Source organism: Marinobacterium profundum (genome assembly GCF_001528745.1).
GTDB classification, from domain to species: Bacteria; Pseudomonadota; Gammaproteobacteria; order Pseudomonadales; family Balneatricaceae; genus Marinobacterium_A; species Marinobacterium_A profundum.
The window spans coordinates 1-18,746 of sequence record NZ_BCNS01000128.1; the positions used below are offsets into that span (position 1 = coordinate 1).

Here is an 18,746-nt window from a genome sequence, read left to right on the forward strand (position 1 = left end):
ATACAGATACTACCTGAGTCGAGCCACCTGAGTTTGGCTGTTTTTTGTGCTGTTTTGCGTTAAATAGAACCACTATTCGCCTTAAAACACCGCAAAAACCCGCTCAAATCAGTCGGCTCTCGCTACGGCCAGCATTCTCGGACAGCCTCCTAGCAGCCTGTCGGACTTACCACTGGTCTACTGCGGAAAAGCCGAATTTGGTCACTTTGTGTTCTCTTTTTTACTCGTCGCAGGCTCCTCGGTCTGCGACCCCGCTAAAGCGGTTCTTTCCACTTCGTTTCAAGTGTTAAATAGAACCACTATTTGCCTCAAAAGAGCTCAAAAACTAACTCAAATCGGTCTTTCCCTCGCTACGACCGGCCAAGCCCGACAGGCTGCTAGGACGGACGACGGTTGCGCGAGCGCGGCCGACGGCTCTTGCCGGCAGGCTTCTTGCCTGCGGGCTTGCCACCGGCATTAGCACCCTCGGAGGACTTGGCGTCCGAGCGGTCATCCAGCTTGCCTTCCGCCAGACGCTCACGGGTGCTTTTGGTTTTGCCTGAGCCAGACTTGTCGAGCAGCTCGAAATCGATCTTGCGCTCATCCAGGTCCACCCGCAGTACCTTCACCCGCACTGCATCACCGAGTTTGTAGGTTTTGCGCATGCGCTCGCCCACAAGACGCTGCTTGGCCGCATCGAAGTGATAGTAGTCGGACGGCAGTGCAGTAATATGCACCAGACCTTCGACATACACCTGCTTAAGCTCAACAAAGCAGCCAAAGCCGGTCACGGCGGTAATCACGCCTTCGTGCTCCTCGCCCACCTGATCCAGCATGTACTCGCACTTGAGCCAGGACATGACATCGCGGGTCGCATCATCGGCGCGACGCTCGGTCATGGAACAATGCTCGCCCAGCTGCACCATCTGCTCTTCGGTGTAGCGGTAGCGGAACTGCGGATTGGACTTGAAGCCATCCGGCCGACGCATGGTTTTGGACGAACCGCTGCTGAAGGCCGACTTGAGGCGATCCATCAGTGAACGATCACCCTCGGCATGAATAGCTGCACGAATCGCTCGATGCACCAGCAGATCCGGATAACGACGAATCGGCGAGGTGAAGTGAGTGTAGGCCGCATAGGCCAGACCGAAGTGTCCCAAATTTTCAGGGCTGTACACGGCCTGACGCATGGAGCGCAGCATCATGGTCTGTACGACCAGACGATCCGGGCGTTTTTCGATCTGCGCCGTCAGCTTCTGATAGTCGGACGGCTCCGGCTTGTCGCCGCCACCGAGAGACAGACCCAGCTCACCGAGGTAGGCACGCAGGCTCACCAGTTTCTGCTCTTTCGGGCCTTCGTGGATGCGATACAGCGCCGGCACCTTGAGCTTGGCGAGGAAGCGCGCCGTCGCCACGTTGGCGCACAGCATGCATTCTTCGATCACCTTGTGGGCGTCGTTGCGCACGACCGGCACTATCTCCTCGATCTTGCGCTCGCTGGAGAACAGGATACGAGTCTCAGTGGTTTCAAAGTCGATGGCACCGCGCACATCCCGCGCCTTGCGCAGCCCAAAGTACAGGCTGTACAGGTCTTCAAGATGCGGTACAACGGCGGCATATTCACCGCGCAGCTGCTTGCCCTGGGCGCTTTTTGGCTCGGTCAGTATGGTGGAGACCTTGTTATAGGTCAGGCGCGCATGGGACTGAATCACCGCTTCGTAGAACTGATAACCCGACAGCTTGCCGCTGGCGCTGATGGTCATCTCGCATACCATGGCCAGACGATCCACATGGGGGTTCAGCGAGCACAGGCCGTTGGACAGCACTTCAGGCAGCATGGGCACCACAAACTCGGGGAAGTACACCGAGTTGCCACGGCTGATACCTTCCTTGTCGAGCTCAGTGCCGGGGCGGACATACCAGGATACATCGGCAATCGCGACCCACAGACGCCAGCCGCCGGTGCGCTTGCGCTCGGCATAGACAGCATCATCGAAATCCTTGGCGTCTTCACCATCGATGGTGACCAGCGGCAGATGACGCAGGTCGACACGGTTCAGCTTGGCGGATTCCTCCACCTCAGCCGACAGACTTGCCACTTCCCGGCGCACAGCATCGGGCCACTCATCGGGAATTTCATGGTTGTGGATGGCAACCTTGATTTCCATGCCCGGCGCCATGTGATCACCCAGCACCTCGACCACGCGGGCCTGGGGAATCTCATGCTTGCCCGGCTGTTGCATCAGTTCAGCCACCACCAGCTGGCCATCACGGAACGGTGGGCTGCCCTTGGCATCGGCCGCGATCATGATCTGCTGCGTAATACGCTGATTTTCCGGAATCAGGTAGCCCAGGTCGCCCTGCACCTTGTAGCGCCCCACCAGAGTGCGGGTACCGCGCTCTAGCACTTCTATAATCTTGCCTTCGCGGCGGCCGCGGTAGTCAATGCTGACTTCCTGCACCAGCACACGGTCACCGTCGAATACCTGACGCATCTGACGCGGGCTGATGAACAGGTCATCGCCTTTGGCGTCCGGCGATACAAAACCAAAGCCATCGCGGTGGCCGATAACACGGCCGGCGATAAGATCCATTTTCTTGATGATGCCGAATTCGCTGCGACGGTTGCTCATCAGCTGACCGTCACGGCACATGGCCTTCAGGCGGCGGGACACCGCTTCAACACAGTCTTCATCATCGATACCCAGCTCACGGCACAGGCGGCCGTGGCTGATAGGCGCGCCCCACTCCTGCAGGAATTCCAGCAGGAAGTCACGGCTGGGCGCCGGCTTGCCATATTTTTCTGCTTCGGCCTGAGCCTGGGGGTCACGTTTTAGCCAGTCGTTTGTCATTAATAATCCAGTTAGGTCCTTGATCCCAGAAACATAATAGATGCGAATGCAGTGGGACGCCTGCGACGCTGCGCCCGCGCCCACATGCCCTTGCAACAGCATGGTTCTGAACGAACGTACCCGGTCCGCCTGAATACCCGGTTGTACCCGACAACACAGTGTGTCGGCGCGATCGGTGCCCGCAGGCAACAGGAGGGGGCTCCGTCAGAGCCCTGTCACATCTCCCGTGCAGCTTATTAAGCTACTCGACCGGTCAAGCAAAAAATTGAGCCGACTCTCTGGTCGGCTCGGGGAGTCTATCACGGCAACTCGTCGACCACGTCGTCTTCTTTGGGCGGCGGTATCAGGTCGTCCCGACTTACCCCCATCAGCAGCATCACGTTGGCGGCGACATAAATGGATGAGTAGGTACCCACACCTATGCCCACCAGCAACGCCAGCGCAAAGCCGTGGATAGTCTCGCCACCAAATATCGCCAGCGCCAATACCACCAGCAAGGTAGTAAAGGATGTCATCAGGGTACGGCTAAGGGTTTGCGTCAGGGAGATGTTGATCACCTCGACCGCATCTTCCTTGCGCAGCAAACGGAAGTTCTCTCGGATACGGTCGAATACCACTATGGTATCGTTGAGCGAGTAACCGATCACCGCCAGCACCGCCGCCAGTACCGTCAGATCAAACTCAATCCCCATCACCGAGAAGAAGCCCAAAGTGATGATAACGTCGTGGGCCAGCGCCAGTACCGAGCCCACAGAGAACTTGAACTGAAAGCGAAAGGCGATATAAACCATGATCATGAACAGCGCCATAAGCATGCCCAAACCGCCCTGCTCGCGCAGCTCTTCGCCGACCTGAGCGCCAACGTATTCGTTGCGGCGCAGTTCAATCTTCTGGGTTTCGCCAGCCTGCAGCGCAGCCAGTACGGCATCACCCAGCTTGGGATCATGGGTTTCCCCCATGCGAATCAGTACATCGGTGGCGGCACCGAAGTTCTGTACGGTCACATCCTGATAACCGGCCTCACTCATTATCTGACGGATCTTGCCAAGATCCGCATCCTGCTCATAACCCACTTCCACCAGACTGCCGCCGGTGAAATCGAGGCCAAACTGCAGCCCCTTGGTCGCCAGGGATCCCAGCGAGATCAGGATCAGCAGGGCCGAGATCGCAAAGGCGATCTTGCCGAGCCCCATAAAGTTGATAATTTTGTTCTGCTTTGCCATAACCTGTTCCTCAGAGCGCCAAGCGGTTGAGCTTGCGCCCGCCGTAAGTCAGATTCACCAGCGCCCGTGTTACCACAATCGCCGTGAACATCGAGGTTACTATCCCCACCGACAGCGTCACTGCAAAGCCCTTCACGGGACCTGTGCCCATCGCGAACAAAATCAGCGCGGCTATCAGGGTGGTGACGTTGGCATCCAGAATGGTGGTGAAGGCGCGACTGAAACCTGCATTGATGGCGGATTGTCCCGGCACACCGTTATTCAGCTCCTCCCGTATGCGGGAGAAAATAAGTACGTTGGCATCCACCGCCATACCCACCGTAAGCACGATACCGGCGATACCCGGCAGTGTCAGCGTGGCCGACAGCAGCGACATCACCGCCACCAGCAGCACCAGGTTCAGAGTCAGAGCAACATTCGCCAGAATGCCGAATACGCGGTAGTACAGCACCATGAAGATCAGCACCAGTGCAAAACCGATTTTCACCGACATCACACCCAGCTCGATATTCTCGGCACCCAGGCTCGGGCCTATGCTGCGCTCTTCAACGAAGTAGATCGGGGCCGCCAGGGCGCCGGCACGCAACAGCAACGCCAGCTCAGACGATTCGGTGGCGCTTTCAAGCCCGGTAATGCGGAACTGCGAACCCAGTACCGACTGGATGGTCGCCAACGAAATGATCTTCTTCTCGACGTAGGGAATACGGCGCTCTTCCACCACACCATCTACAGTTTCGGTCAGAGTGCGGCTCTTGTACTCGACAAAGAGCACCGCCATGCGACGCTGAATGGCGTTACGCGTAACACGCCCCATCATCTGGCCACCCTTGGCATCCAGTGTAATGGACACCTGTGGCTGACCGTTCTCGTCAAAGGCCGCCTGAGCATTGGCAACGCTGGAACCGGTAATAATGATGTCACGCTCAATGGTGGCATCCCGGCCCGGCTGGCTGCGGAACTCGTAGGTTTCGGTAGTGACTCCGGTCGCCTGGGGCGACGCTTCGAGGCGGAATTCAAGATTCGCCGTTTTACCGATAATGCGCTTGGCCGCAGCGGCGTCCTGCACACCTGGCAACTGCACCACTATGCGGTTGCGACCCTGACGCTGCACCAGCGGCTCGGCTACGCCCAGTTCGTTAACACGGTTGCGCAGGGTGGTGAGGTTCTGCTTGACCGCATAGTCCTCGATATCGCTCACCGTCTGCTCAGTCAGGCTAATGACAACATAGAAGGCGCCATCGACGGTTTCGTCGGACAACAGAAACTCGGGGTAGTCCTTGCGCAGCAGACTGCGGGCTTCATCACGCATGGCCTCATCGGCAAACTTGACCTCCAGGCTGCCATCGCTACGGTGATCCACCAACCGGTAACGCAGCTTTTCCTGTCGCAGCTTGGTTTTGATCTCGGAGACATAGACCTCAAGACGCTGCGCCACGGCCTGCACAGTGTCGACTTCCAGCAGGAAGTGCACACCGCCACGCAAATCCAGACCCAGCTTCATCGGGCCTGCACCCAGAGCGCGCAGCCAGTCAGGTGTTGTGGGGGCCAGATTCATTGCCACCACATACTGTTCACCCACCACTTTGGCAATAACAGCCTTGGCCCGCAGCTGACTTTCGCCGTCTACGAAACGTACCATCCCGCTGCCATCTTGCAGTTCAACGCTTTTGGAATGGATGCCTTCACGCTCCAGTTCCGTGGAGATGCGCTGCAGCAGCGGCTCATCCACTTGATAGACTTCGCGCGTGCCCGACAGCTGGATGGCATAGTCATCGGGGTACAGGTTGGGCGCCGCATACAACAGGCCCAATGCCAGCAGCAGCAGAATCAGCAGGTTTTTCCACAGAGGGTAGCGATTGAGCATAGGTCGCCCTGTTCGTTCAGCACCGCGCCTGCGCCAGCTGCGCACGCGGCATGCAATACATCCGGTGGTTAAATAAAAACGCCACTGTAACAGTGGCGTTTTCCGTCAGGCGGGCATCAAATATTCTTGATCGTGCCCTTGGGCAGTGCCGCCGCTACGTGCGCTTTCTGGAAGCTCAGCTGGGTGCCTTCGCAGACTTCCAGTACCACGTAGTCATCGCTGACCTTGGCGACCTTGCCGATAATGCCGCCAGCGGTGAGCACTTCATCACCCTTGGCCAGATTACCGATCAGGTTTTTGTGGTCTTTTGCACGCTTGGCCTGTGGGCGCCACATGAAAAAGTAAAAAATCAGACCAAAGCCGACCAGAAACAGAATGTTGAAAATGCCTGGATCCAAACCGCCGACGCCGGTCTCTGCCGCCTGGGCTGAAGAAATCAGAAAGCTCATCTAGCTTTACTCCTTAGAACGTTGAAATGCTGTGACTTATATGGAGGCAAGCGGCGGCGTTTCAAGGCCTCGCTCAGCATAAAACTCATCGACAAAGGCGCTCAATTTACCCTGTTCGATAGCAGCACGCAAACCGGCCATCAACACCTGATAGTAATGCAGGTTGTGGATGGTATTAAGTTGCGCACCGAGGATTTCCTTGCACTTGTCCAGATGATGCAGATAGGCACGGCTGAAGTTCTGGCAGGTGTAGCAATCGCATTTGTCGTCCACGGGACGCGTATCCGTCTTGTTGGCCGAATTGCGAATTTTCACCACGCCCTTGCTGCCAAACAGAAAGCCGTTGCGCGCATTGCGGGTCGGCATGACGCAGTCGAACATATCCACACCACGGCGCACGCCTTCCACCAGGTCTTCCGGCTTGCCTACACCCATGAGGTAGCGGGGCTTGTCTTCCGGCATTTTCCACGCCAGATGATCCAGCACCCGCATCATGTCTTCCTTGGGCTCGCCCACCGACAGGCCACCAATGGCATAGCCATCGAAGCCAATTTCAGTCAGGCCCGCCAGAGACTCATCGCGCAGCGACTCGTACATGCCGCCCTGCACTATGCCAAAGAGCGCCGACGGGCTGTCGCCATGGGCGGTCTTGGAACGCTCGGCCCAGCGCAGCGACAAACGCATCGACTTGGCGGCTTCGTCCTCTGTGGCGGGATGAGGTGTGCACTCATCAAAGATCATCACGACATCGGAGCCCAGTTCCCGCTGCACCTGCATGGAACGTTCAGGGTCGATAAACACCTTGGAGCCGTCCACCGGTGACTGAAAGGCCACGCCTTCTTCGGTGATCTTGCGCATGGCGCCAAGACTGAACACCTGGAAGCCACCGGAATCGGTCAGGATCGGGCCTTTCCACTGCATAAAGTCATGCAGATCACCGTGCTGACGAATAATCTCGGTGCCAGGGCGCAGCATCAGGTGGAAGGTATTGCCCAGAATCATCTGGGCGCCGGTAGCCTCGATATCCCGCGGCAGCATGCCCTTGACGGTACCGTAGGTGCCCACCGGCATAAAGGCCGGTGTTTCCACCACGCCACGGGGGAATGTCAGACGACCGCGACGCGCCTTGCCATCAACGGCCAGGCGCTCGTAATTCATAAAACAGCTTCTGCTCACTTATCCTCCAAAGCCGCGCCACGGCGCGTCAGAAACATCGCATCCCCATAACTGAAAAAACGGTAGCGCTCGGCAACAGCTTCGCGATACGCCTGCATGATGCCGTCGTAGCCTGCAAAGGCGCTTACCAGCATCAGCAAGGTTGATTCAGGCAGGTGAAAATTGGTAATCAGGGCATCTACCGTGCGGTACTCGTACCCCGGGTAAATGAAAATATCGGTATCGCCGCTGTAGGGCACGATCTCGCCACTGCGACTGGCCGTCTCCAGGCAGCGCACACTGGTGGTACCCACCGCCACCACACGGCCGCCACGGGCACGGGTGTCACGCACTGCCTGGCAGACCGCTTCGCTCACCTCGATAAACTCGGCGTGCATCTGGTGATCCTGCACCTGCTCGACCTTCACCGGCTGAAAAGTGCCAGCGCCGACGTGCAGGGTCACAAACGCCTGCTGCACGCCGCGGGCCTCCAGCTGCACCAGCAGTTCATTGTCAAAATGCAGCCCCGCCGTGGGCGCAGCGACCGCACCCGGATTGCGGTTATAGACAGTCTGATAGCGCTCACGATCCGACTGCTGATCATCCCGCTTCATATAGGGCGGCAGCGGCATATGACCGAATTCTTCCAGCACCTCCACCAGGTGGCGATCGATATCGAAGCTCAGCTCGAACAGATTACCCTGGCGGCCGGTTACCTTGGCGCGCACGGCACCCTCGAGCAGCAACTCGGTACCGGGCTTGGGCGCACGACTGGCGCGCACATGGGCCAACGCCTGGCCAGCATCCAGTACGCGCTCTATCAGCACCTCAACCTTGCCGCCGCTGGCCTTCTCGCCAAACAGCCGCGCAGGGATCACGCGGGTATCATTAAATACCAGCAGATCCCCGGGGTTAAGCAATTCAAGGATGTTGCTAAAGGCACGGTGTGCAATAGCACCGCTGTCACCATCCAGGCACAGCAAACGGCTGGCCGAACGCCGCTCCAGCGGGAAGCGCGCGATCAGCTCGTCGGGCAATTCGAAACTAAAGTCTTTAACCTGCATCACAGCTCGAACAGATATTTATGGAAAGGGAGCGGATTGTAACGGATGCGGAAGTTTTTTTCAGTCGTTTTGACTAATGATGATTGACCCACGGGCAAAGCTACTTATAATATGCCCTCGCTGTGCCAGTGTGGTGAAATTGGTATACACAGGGGATTCAAAATTCAACCCCTCTAGTGCTAATTTTATGGTAAAGCGTTGATATTGCTGTTGATTTTTCTTCATTGATCAGCAAATATGCCATGTAGACCCGTGTAGACATACACAGCGTTGCCAGTGTGGTGAAATTGGTAGACACAGGGGATTCAAAATCCCCCGCCCTTAAAAGCGTGCCGGTTCGAGTCCGGCCACTGGTACCATCTCAGAAGAGGCTTGCAGCAATGCAGGCTTTTTTCGTATCTGGCCCATGAAAACCTCCTGATGCCAGGCAGGAAACGCCTGATCAGTCATGGATCAGCACAAAGGGATGCTGCAACAGGCGCCTGAATGGGCGCAGAGGTGCTGCAAACACCCGCACCCTGCTTAGCCACTTGCAAGCCAAGTTGAAAACGGGCTCTCTCACAATGACCAAACACAGAGACTAGCCGATGAACTTCAGAGACCCATTCGGACGCCAGGCGAAAAGAAGCGAGCGCGAATACGCCTCGCTACGGCAGAAACTGCCAGGCGCAGGCGTCACCACCCGGGCCGATGCCGAGCAGCTGATAGAGACCGTAGGCAAACGCGGCAAGTACGGTTTAATGATTATTATTCCGCTGACGTTACTGTTGATGCTGCTCATACCCGAAGGGCGTATTATTTTCGGCGCAGCCGGCACTCTGGTGGGTCTGTGGGCATATATCACCAGCCGCAAAATTCAGGGGCACGTTCAGCGTTATATCAAAGAGGAGCTCACCACTGACAGCGACTCCGAATCAACGCCCCCCGACGGCTCCGCAACCTTGTAGTTGCAGCCAGGCAGCCTTTTCCGGCTCAAGATCATCGCAACAAAGCCCTGCTGCGAAGCCAGCCCCCGAAACCTCCGGGGGCTGAGTCGGCCTTGCGACGCCATCCCTTTAGTTCAACGCATCGCAACAGCCATGATGATCGGGCGGACTCTTACTCCGCTCGTCCAGCAGGACTGCATTCAAAAAACATATCGCCAACTGAAACACCGCCTTGCCTGCGACAAGCTATCTCCGACCGCCCAGCAATGAAGGCCGCAGCTAAAATCTAAGCTCAATTATTGCTAGCTCACGCCCATTTCTCGGGCCAGAGTCCGCGTGTTCCACTGGGTCGCCGCTATAGGCTGCGTCTTGGTTGTTCGCCGCACGATCTCGGCGGCATCCACCTTAGGCGGGCGCCCACCACGCGGCAGGTCCTGTCCGATGGCAGCCAGCCCACCTTACGCGTAGCGCTCTCTCCAGCGCCCGGCCTGCACGCGACCGATGCCGAGCTGTGTCGCAATCGCCTGGTTATTCAAGCCCGACGACGCCAGTAACACGATGCGCGCCCGTCGCGCCAACCGCACTCTCGTGGTATTCGAGCGAGCAAGCCGCGTCAGTTTCTATTCTTCATCCGTACTCCGTTGGATCGTCGGGGCTACGCGCATTTTTGTGCTCTTGGCTGGGCAGAGCAAGCTCAGACCGAAAGGTGTTATTTAAGTTTGCATAATTACGAAGCAGTACACTAGCGTTTTCCTGCACCATAACACCACCTGAAACGCGTCGCAGACAGGACCAGATCATCAAATCGACCGAAACACAAACCACAAATAAGATCTCATTAGAGACCATATAGCCCTTTTAAATCTAGTATTTTTGACGGAATACCACTATTAAATGGAGAAATTATTGTAAAACTGCACAATATTACGTATAGTTAGTCTCAAATGAGATCATTTGTGCGCATTGAAAGCATGTCTAACCTAACCACATAGGACGGTACGACAGAAGAGTTCTGCCCGCAGCATTGATCAACCCTCTCGGACCCCGGCATCTCAACATATTCAGCAGGAAGTATAAAAACAGAGACCTCGTACGGCTTGATTGAATTTAAGTTGAGTCTGATAAGATCATTGGAACAATGAGAAATAAAACATGACGACACTGAACGAAACCCATGACAGCAACCTCACCAGCTGGGTCGAATCCGCCAATGGAGGCGACACTGATTTCCCGGTCCAGAATCTACCTTTCGCCAGCTTCCGCCGCAGAAACTCTAATGAAGCATTTCGTGGCGGCGTGGCCATTGGCGACCAGATTCTGGATCTCGCGGCGCTGAACAAGAGCGCCCTGTTCGACGGCCTCGCCGGCGAAGCCCTGGCCGCCGCAGCAGAACCCCGCCTGAATCGTTTCATGGCAATGGGTAAAACCAGCTGGTCCGCGCTGCGCCTCGCGCTGTCACGAACCCTGCGCGCCGGCAGTAGTGCTCAAGAGCAACTGAAGCACTGCCTTGTCGCACAGGCCGACGCCGAATATGATCTACCCTGCTCCATTGGCGACTACAGTGATTTCTATACCTCGGTTTACCACGCCACCACAGTCGGCTCATTGTTCCGTCCCGATAATCCGTTGCTGCCGAACTACAAGTGGGTGCCAATTGCCTATCATGGCCGCGCATCGTCGATCCGCATATCCGGTCAACAATTCCCCCGTCCGTCGGGACAGACCCGGGCGCCGGACGCAAGCGAACCGACTTTCGGTCCCTGTAAGCGTCTTGACTACGAGCTAGAGCTCGGTATCTTCATCGGCACTGGCAATGCACTGGGCCAGCCTGTGCCGATCGACGATGCGGAGAACCATGTTTTCGGCATTTGTCTTTTCAACGACTGGTCCGCACGTGATATCCAGGCCTGGGAATACCAACCGTTGGGCCCCTTCCTGTCCAAGAATTTCGCTTCGACCATCTCGCCTTGGCTGGTGACCCTGGAAGCGCTGGCTCCCTACCGCACTGCCTACAGTCACCCGGCCGCCGACCCTCAGCCGCTACCCTATCTGAGTTCGGACGCCAACAGCCACGAGGGAGCCATCGATATCCAGTTCGAATGCCTGCTTCAGACGGAGAAAATGCACGCTGCGGGGGAAGCTCCCGCAAGACTTTCGACATCGAGCTTCCGGCACTCCTATTGGACTGTCGCTCAGATGGTGGCGCACCACACCGTCAACGGTTGCAACCTGCAGCCGGGGGATCTGTTTGGTTCCGGCACTCAGTCCGGCCCGAAACCTGAAGAGGCCGGCTCACTGCTCGAATTGACCAATGGCGGCAAGCAGCCGATCAGCCTGCCAAACGGGGAAACCCGCACTTTCCTTGAGGACGGCGATACGATGGCGATACGCGGCTTTTGCGAGAAGCCAGGCGCTGCACGTATTGGGTTCGGTGAGGTGGTAGGCACCGTACTGCCAGCAGTAACCCAATAATTCGGCGACAAAGCACCGGAAACTTAAGGGTGATCTCGATAACAAACGACAGGGGCAAAAAACGCTCCGTGATCGCGGGTTCTTCGATACACTGATCCGCGCCAGTCGCGGATCAGTGCTCAAGAGCTGAAAGGGCCGGACAGCAGCGACAGATCATCGCCTCTAGGCATGGCTGTCAGTTATTGACGCCGTCGTTGACTCCACAAAATTCAGAAGAGCGCATCAAGAGCAATCGACGGGCGCACTCAAACTGGCCCAGCTGTTGCGTTCAAGCGATGACAGCGATGACAGCGATGACAGCGATGACAGCGATGACAGAGCCTAGCAGGACAAGAAAAGCGATTAAACAAGTGGACAAGCAGACGTGTTGACTCAGTACATAGCGGGCCGGTGTTGAGAACCCTTGCCCGAATTAGACCTGACCGGCACCAGCCAACAGGATAATCCCTGCGGGGCATTTCCGGCTGATTACTCTATGTAAGAGAAAGACCAGCTCTACAACGTAGTAAAGTCTGATGGTAACCATTCCAAGTATATCAGTATGACTGACCGCGTCATCTGCCGGGCGTGGCTTGAACCAACATGCTTTAAACCAAGATTCGCGTAACCATTGACAGGTCAAAACATATCAACCCGCTGGGTTAGTAACTGCAGTAGAGCACTTGCCGAACGTGTAAGAAACGCACAGTTCAACGAAAATCATAAAAATAAAAACTGGAAGCAGCAGATTAAGGAGATAACATCTTGTTAGATTATATTCTCTTCAACCTGCTGCCCCAGTAGTGCTGGGTCATAAACCTTACCTAACTCTATGTAAAGCTTATCGTAATTAGTTAAATTGCCATATATAGTTTGCAACCAGGCGCTGACATTTTTGTATATAAAACTGTACCCGTAACCGACTCGGTAAAATACGCTGTAGATCTATTAGCGCCGCCAAATGCAATATTGGTTAAAGACGCTCCCGCAACAGATTTCAATACCTCTTCCGGTTCACCCTTCTGATTCAGAACCCAGCCCACCCCAAGACCTGGGTTGCAGACGATAAGTCGGCCGGATTCATCCATCGCAAGACCATCAGGACCACTGGGTCCGTAGGAAGTAAAAAACTGGCCGACTTTACTAACGGAACCATCGCGCATCAGCGGCACCCGCCATACACAGTTCCCTCTTGTCATAGCGACGAATAAGACTTCCTCGTCGGTAGACAAAACAAGCCCGTTGGGGCTTGGGGCATTACTCAATAAGCAATCCAGCCTGCCGTCGAGAGAGAGACGGTAAACTCGCCCGGTAGGATCGTGCAGCCCTGTCTGGCCCTGATCTGTGAAATAAAGATTTCCAGCAGAGTCAAAAACAAGGTCGTTTATACCCTTGAATCTTTCGGTATTACGACGATCTAGCAGCGTGGATACCTGACCGGAATCGACATCCAGAAGCAGCAAACCATTCTTATAATCAGCTATGACGAGAGTCTTATCGTCATAAAATTTCATTCCATTCGGCTCGCCATCATACTCGGCTACCAAGCTCCATTCACCCGCTGGAGTTATTTTGAATATTCGCCCGTATGGAATGTCTGTGACATATAGGTTTTCTCTACTATCGAAAACAGGCCCTTCTAAAAACGAGTGCACAGGGGCTCCACCACGGTTCGCGAGCGACCAGGCGTTCTTCTTATCAGATCGTCTATACTCATCTGGCAGACGAGAAAAGACATTTGTTTCCTTAATCAACGGCTGAGTAAATGTAAACATTTCATATACACCAAATCAGAAATATAAAATCAATAACACCAAATGATAGCCAATTCTAACTTAGCATTTTATTTGGTAGCCAAAGCGCCAACTCAGGAAACCTGATAAGTATAAAGATCAGCAATACAATCAAAATGAAGAACGGTAAAGTACCCATCACCACATCTTCAATCTTCAATTTATGCCAGGTGCTTGCCACAACAAAGAGTATAACACCCAGTGGCGGTGTCAACTGGCCCAGCTCAACCAGGATAACCATATATATACCGAACCAGATGGGATCGATACCATAAGCTGCTAACGTTGGGTAAATAATAGGAACCGTGATCGCGATCATGCCGAGACCTTCCATAAAACAACCCAATACTGCGTAAAAAACAAGGGCCGCAAGAAGAAACTCGATTTTCGACAAACCCGCTTCTTTAAGCCATACAGCCAACGTTTCTCCGAAACCGGACAACGCGGTTGCATAGGCAAACAACATGGAAACAAAAACTATGAACAGGATGTTACCGCTCATCACAAGTGTTCTATGCAATGACTTCTGTACAACACCAAGGTTTATAGAGCGGAATACGCCTGCAATGATCATTGCACCGACTGCGCCGATAGCGCCGGCTTCAGTGGGAGTCGCTATACCTCCATAAATACTGCCCATAACAACACCTATCAGCAGTACAAATGGAAATACATTAAACAAAGACGAAATAAGTCCTTTGTCTTCAATAGTTTCACTTGAAGGGGCAAGAGCAGGATTGATCTTTACCCGTATAAAAATATAGGACAGGTACAAGCCAATAAGCAGAATTCCAGGTAGTACGCCTGCCATAAAGAGCTTCGGAATTGAAGTTTCTGTAAAGGTGGCATACACAATCATAGTAATGCTTGGTGGAATGAGAATTCCCAAAGTCCCACCTGCTGCAAGTGAACCAGCAGCCAATCTTTTATCATAACCCAACCGTCCAAGCTCAGGCAGGGCTACTGTACCAATTGCAGCAGCAGTAGAAGCACTCCCACCCGAGACAGCCGCAAATATACCGCAGCCAATGACGTTAGTGTGAAATAACCCACCTGGCAACCGTCCTACAATTGGTGCTAGACCAGTAAACAGACGGCTACTGAGCCCGCTACATAACAGTATCTCTGCCATCAGAACAAAGAGTGGAATAGCAGATAGCGTATAACTGTCGGCTGCACCCCAACTTACCAAACCAAGAGACTTTAATCCGCCAAAGCCCTGTAGCATCACGATATAAAATAATGCTGAGATCCCGACTGCTATATGAACCCATAGCCCGCCTAAAATTAGCCCTATTAACAAACCGATTACAAGAATAGCTTCCATTATTTACTCTCCACTATCCTCAAGCATTTCGATATTTTTGGATTCATCGCTCTTCTGTTTTGAAAACATCTTTTCAAAAATAAAGATCAAAAATATCACAAACCCAACCGGAATTATGACTTGAGGAATGTATAAAGGTGTCTGTAGCTCTGTCGCCGCAATCTTTCCTCTTTTAAAGGAACTGATGACTAAAAGCGCAGTATACCAAGCCATCGTGGAGCAAAAGACGACACCCAATAAACAATAGAAGACATTCAAATACTGTTTTAAAGTGTCAGACAGGTTGTCAAAAAGGAATCCAACCCTGAACAATACGCCTTCTCTAAAGGTTATGCTTACACCGAAGATCGTTACCGCCACAACCAGATATCCGACAACTTCTTCTACAAATCCCAATGTAGAGCCGAATACACTTCGAAGCACTATGTCAACAATGACTATTAGCATCATGATAAACAACGCAGTAGCACCAACTAAATAAGTCAGGCGTGCTATCATCGAAATGAGCGTTTTCATATTTAAACACCTAAAATTGGCGTATCAATTATGAACTGATACGCCAATACAAGTTTATCGATCACTTCCCGAGAGCTTCTCTAACAACACTCAGCGCTTCTACATATTCCGGACCACGAGCGCTGGCCCATTCGTCCCAATAGGGTTTCATTTTCTCGAGAGCCAGATTGAAGTCAGCTTCATTTGCCTCATAGATCACCATACCATTTTCTTGCTGGCTCTGTTTTTGAACGAGCTCATCTTTTGAGAAGTCTTCGGTTATCTTAACACTCTCTTTTTCTACAGAGCTGGCAAGTGCCTTCTGGCTTTTATCCGGCAAGTCGTTAAAACGGTCAGCATTGACAATGATGACACTATTGAAATAATTCACACCAAAGCGATAGTTGAAATGCAAAAATTCGCTCCAGTTTTTTGCTCCGCCGGCACTTGCGGTAATGACACCGTCAATAACCCCCCTCTCAAGTGAGGTTGGTACTTCTGTGCCTGCAAGATTAATCGGCTGCCCTCCGAAAGCCTTTATAAATTCTCCTTGTTCCGGCGACGTGACACGTATCTTTTTGCCTTCCATGTCACTCAGGGACTTCATTTCGAAGGTTGTAAATAAAACCTGCTGAGGGTAACGGTAACCACCTAGATAAACAACTAATTGCTCTTCAAAACCTTTTTTCAAAAAAGGCTTCATAACTTCGACTGCCTTGGCCCACTCCTCATCCGAGTTAATCAGCATCGGCAGCCTCAGTACGCCTCCGATGGGTACATTGCCCAAGAAAAATCCGTCAGCGGCAAATTGTACAATGTCATCTCCTGCCGCCTGAGTAATATCAGAGGATTTTATCTGCAGGGATTTTCCTAAGTTTAGCTTAATTTTTAAATCACCGTCAGTGCTTGTATCAACTTCCTGGACAATGCGTTCAAGGCCTTTAACAGCAGCAGTTGTAGAAACAGCTGAGTAGGTATAACCGGTCCACTTTTCACTCGCATGTGAATACCCTGCGCTCAGAAGCGTAAAAACCACAGCTGAAGTAGCCAGAAAATTACATTTTTTAAAATTATTAAATTTCATTTAAGCCCACCTTTTTCTTTTATATTTTTGTACACTTAGCAGTACAGTTTGGCAAAACAAAGCGCTTCTATTTTCGAAAAATAGCAATAAGTTATTTTCGCATTAAAGGTCAAAGCATTATACCAAAATACCTTTTACGAAGCCTTGGATTGAAGAGCGGACAAAACATTATTCGCAGCGCCAACGCCCATATTAACGTACGCATCTCCCGTCACGCCACCAATATGAGGTGACAGTATGATACCTTCCAACCCCGTAAACTTGTGCTCTCCCTCCAGAGGCTCTGAATGGAAACTATCAAGCGCTACAGTCCCCATAACTCCACTACGCACTCTCTCGACAAGAGCTTCCTCATCGATCAGCCCTCCTCGCGCAGTGTTGACCAAGATCACACCCGGCTTAAGCTTTTCCAGCACATCTTTCTTGATGAGTTCCCTGCTCTCATCTGTTAGTGGACAATGTAGTGAAATCACGTCAGACATTGTATAAATGGTGTCCAAATCAGTCAGAGTAACATTTTCAGGGACTTGAGTCGCGTACGGATCATAAGCTAGCACATCCATACCAAAAGCGACTGCAATCTCAGCCGTTCTCCTACCTATTGAGCCAAAGCCAATAAGACCTAAAGTCTTTCCTTTCAGTTCCAGGGTTTTATGCGCAGACTTATCCCAGTAACCCTGCTGCATACGATCGTTCAGGTAAACGACATCTTTTGCACAAGCAAGTATCAGTGCCCATGCATGCTCAGCAACAGCATTCGCATTTGCACCGACAGCTGCTTTTACAGCAATACCTTTTTGTTCAGCAGCCTTAACATCGATAGTGTCTATTCCGCTACCGTGTTTTGAGATCACTTTTAGGTTGGCGCAAACATCGATGACTTTACTGGTAATTTTGCCGTAGCGAACAATGATCGCGATGGGTTGGTAAGTCTGGCACAACCCGATCAGATCATCTTCAGTAGGCGCTTTACCAGCGAAAACAAGATCAAAACCGGAGAGAAGATCGATCGCCGGCTGCGCCAGATCGGAACCCGTTACCAAAATTTTCGATTGGCTCACAGAACTTCTCCTTCCTTCAAAACGCCAGCAGCCACAAGCGTTTTTTCCAGCCAGGACGGACGAAGTTGTTTTCCAGATTTGATACCTTCAATTCGAGCGGTTTCATCGGCATGTTTTTTAGCAGCCAACGGAAGCAGGCCCTCGGCCTTTTCTTTTTCAATAACGACCACACCATCAAAATCTGCAACAACCAGATCACCGGGGCGAACAGTGACGCCACCAACGGATACCGGCCAGTTAACACGGCCCGGAACGAGCTTGGTGGGGCCATTTGGATTGGTTCCGGCAGCAAAGACCGGATATCCCATCTCACGAATTTCTTCAGCATCGCGGACAGCACCATCTACAATGACACCCGCCAAGCCCAACGTCTCAGCCTGCGTCATCATAATGGTACCCATCAGCGCAGCTGACAAATCACCTTTACCGTCGATGACCAACACATCTCCGGGCTTTGCAAGTGCCAGCGCAGCGTGAATCATCAGGTTATCGCCGGGACGAACCTCTACAGTGAACGCTGGCCCCGCCATCTTCATTTTCGGCGAAAGGCCCTGGATACGGCCATTCATCGCTCCCCTGCGTCCATTAACATCGGCCAGGATTGCAGCCTGGTACTGAAACGCCTCAGATACAACACCAGGAGATACTCGCTCAATTTCTTTTATTACATCACTAGTGTTGTTGTTAGAGTTTGACATCGTGCTTCCCCAAAAATGATGGAATCTAGAGTTAGTACTTAGCCAAGATAATTATTTTAAATAATAATTTCAGCCTAAGTTGAAACAGCGGAATGATACCCGTGCGCCGTATAAGAAAACATTAATTAAAAACGCACTATATTTCTAATCACTAATATTTTAAAACATATAGATATTTCTTATCGATCAGCGTTCAATCACTATTTGAAATTACAGTAAGCCTATTCAGTGACAGAACTAAGCCTCTGTGAAATATACAAAAAAGGCGCACCGTCAACGTATGCTGGGGCGCGCCAAAAAACTGAGCAGATAGTATTACGTTTGA

15 protein-coding genes and 1 tRNA gene are annotated in these 18,746 nt (G+C 52.7%); 3 read left to right on the plus strand and 13 right to left on the minus strand.

The features are described from left to right. Positions 1-377: 377 nt before the first annotated feature. From rnr to queA, 6 genes are all read right to left on the minus strand, one after another. Positions 378-2,831 carry a ribonuclease R gene (gene rnr, locus MPRO_RS14345; protein WP_067293946.1) on the minus strand — a complete coding sequence of 818 codons (2,454 nt, stop codon included), beginning with the start codon at positions 2,829-2,831 and terminating at the stop codon, positions 378-380. Positions 2,832-3,130: 299 nt separating this feature from the next. After that, positions 3,131-4,054: a protein translocase subunit SecF gene (gene secF / locus MPRO_RS14350; protein WP_067293949.1), complete on the minus strand. Its 924-nt coding sequence runs from the start codon at positions 4,052-4,054 to the stop codon at positions 3,131-3,133. A gap of 10 nt (positions 4,055-4,064) precedes the next feature. Next, the gene (gene secD, locus MPRO_RS14355) at positions 4,065-5,918 is read right to left on the minus strand and encodes a protein translocase subunit SecD (protein ID WP_067293951.1); all 1,854 of its coding nucleotides are present in this window, start codon (positions 5,916-5,918) and stop codon (positions 4,065-4,067) included. Positions 5,919-6,034: 116 nt separating this feature from the next. Further along, positions 6,035-6,367 (minus strand): preprotein translocase subunit YajC, encoded by a 333-nt coding sequence (gene yajC / locus MPRO_RS14360; RefSeq protein ID WP_067293955.1) that lies wholly within the window; start codon positions 6,365-6,367, stop codon positions 6,035-6,037. 36 nt (positions 6,368-6,403) lie between these two features. Continuing rightward, positions 6,404-7,525: a tRNA guanosine(34) transglycosylase Tgt gene (tgt, locus tag MPRO_RS14365; RefSeq protein ID WP_305067138.1), complete on the minus strand. Its 1,122-nt coding sequence runs from the start codon at positions 7,523-7,525 to the stop codon at positions 6,404-6,406. A 14-nt stretch (positions 7,526-7,539) separates the two neighbouring features. Then, on the minus strand, positions 7,540-8,586 hold the full coding sequence (gene queA / locus MPRO_RS14370; RefSeq protein WP_067293961.1) for a tRNA preQ1(34) S-adenosylmethionine ribosyltransferase-isomerase QueA: 1,047 nt from the start codon (positions 8,584-8,586) through the stop codon (positions 7,540-7,542). Between the two features lie 272 nt (positions 8,587-8,858). Here queA and MPRO_RS14375 point away from each other — a divergent pair. After that, positions 8,859-8,945: transfer RNA gene (locus MPRO_RS14375), tRNA-Leu, on the plus strand. A 228-nt stretch (positions 8,946-9,173) separates the two neighbouring features. Further along, the gene (locus MPRO_RS14380) at positions 9,174-9,533 is read left to right on the plus strand and encodes a hypothetical protein (protein ID WP_067293964.1); all 360 of its coding nucleotides are present in this window, start codon (positions 9,174-9,176) and stop codon (positions 9,531-9,533) included. A 437-nt stretch (positions 9,534-9,970) separates the two neighbouring features. Here MPRO_RS14380 and MPRO_RS26565 read toward each other — a convergent pair whose 3' ends face one another. After that, positions 9,971-10,096, minus strand: coding sequence for a helix-turn-helix domain-containing protein (locus MPRO_RS26565; protein ID WP_369406735.1), 126 nt, complete (start codon positions 10,094-10,096; stop codon positions 9,971-9,973). A 568-nt stretch (positions 10,097-10,664) separates the two neighbouring features. Between MPRO_RS26565 and fahA the strand changes: the two genes are divergently transcribed. Further along, positions 10,665-11,984, plus strand: a complete 1,320-nt coding sequence (gene fahA, locus MPRO_RS14385) for a fumarylacetoacetase (protein WP_067293966.1) — start codon at positions 10,665-10,667, stop codon at positions 11,982-11,984. 833 nt (positions 11,985-12,817) lie between these two features. Here fahA and MPRO_RS14390 read toward each other — a convergent pair. The 6 genes from MPRO_RS14390 to MPRO_RS14415 form a co-directional block, all read right to left on the minus strand. Beyond that, positions 12,818-13,738 (minus strand): SMP-30/gluconolactonase/LRE family protein, encoded by a 921-nt coding sequence (locus MPRO_RS14390; protein ID WP_067293968.1) that lies wholly within the window; start codon positions 13,736-13,738, stop codon positions 12,818-12,820. 55 nt (positions 13,739-13,793) lie between these two features. After that, positions 13,794-15,083, minus strand: coding sequence for a TRAP transporter large permease (locus MPRO_RS14395; RefSeq protein WP_067293972.1), 1,290 nt, complete (start codon positions 15,081-15,083; stop codon positions 13,794-13,796). 3 nt (positions 15,084-15,086) lie between these two features. Next, positions 15,087-15,599 carry a TRAP transporter small permease gene (locus MPRO_RS14400; RefSeq protein WP_067293974.1) on the minus strand — a complete coding sequence of 171 codons (513 nt, stop codon included), beginning with the start codon at positions 15,597-15,599 and terminating at the stop codon, positions 15,087-15,089. Positions 15,600-15,660: 61 nt separating this feature from the next. Then, the gene (gene dctP, locus MPRO_RS14405; protein WP_082708792.1) at positions 15,661-16,662 is read right to left on the minus strand and encodes a TRAP transporter substrate-binding protein DctP; all 1,002 of its coding nucleotides are present in this window, start codon (positions 16,660-16,662) and stop codon (positions 15,661-15,663) included. 134 nt (positions 16,663-16,796) lie between these two features. Beyond that, positions 16,797-17,723 (minus strand): hydroxyacid dehydrogenase, encoded by a 927-nt coding sequence (locus tag MPRO_RS14410; RefSeq protein ID WP_216821310.1) that lies wholly within the window; start codon positions 17,721-17,723, stop codon positions 16,797-16,799. Next, positions 17,720-18,421: an RraA family protein gene (locus MPRO_RS14415; protein ID WP_067293978.1), complete on the minus strand. Its 702-nt coding sequence runs from the start codon at positions 18,419-18,421 to the stop codon at positions 17,720-17,722. The genes MPRO_RS14410 and MPRO_RS14415 overlap by 4 nt, the downstream gene beginning before the upstream one ends. Positions 18,422-18,746 lie beyond the last annotated feature (325 nt).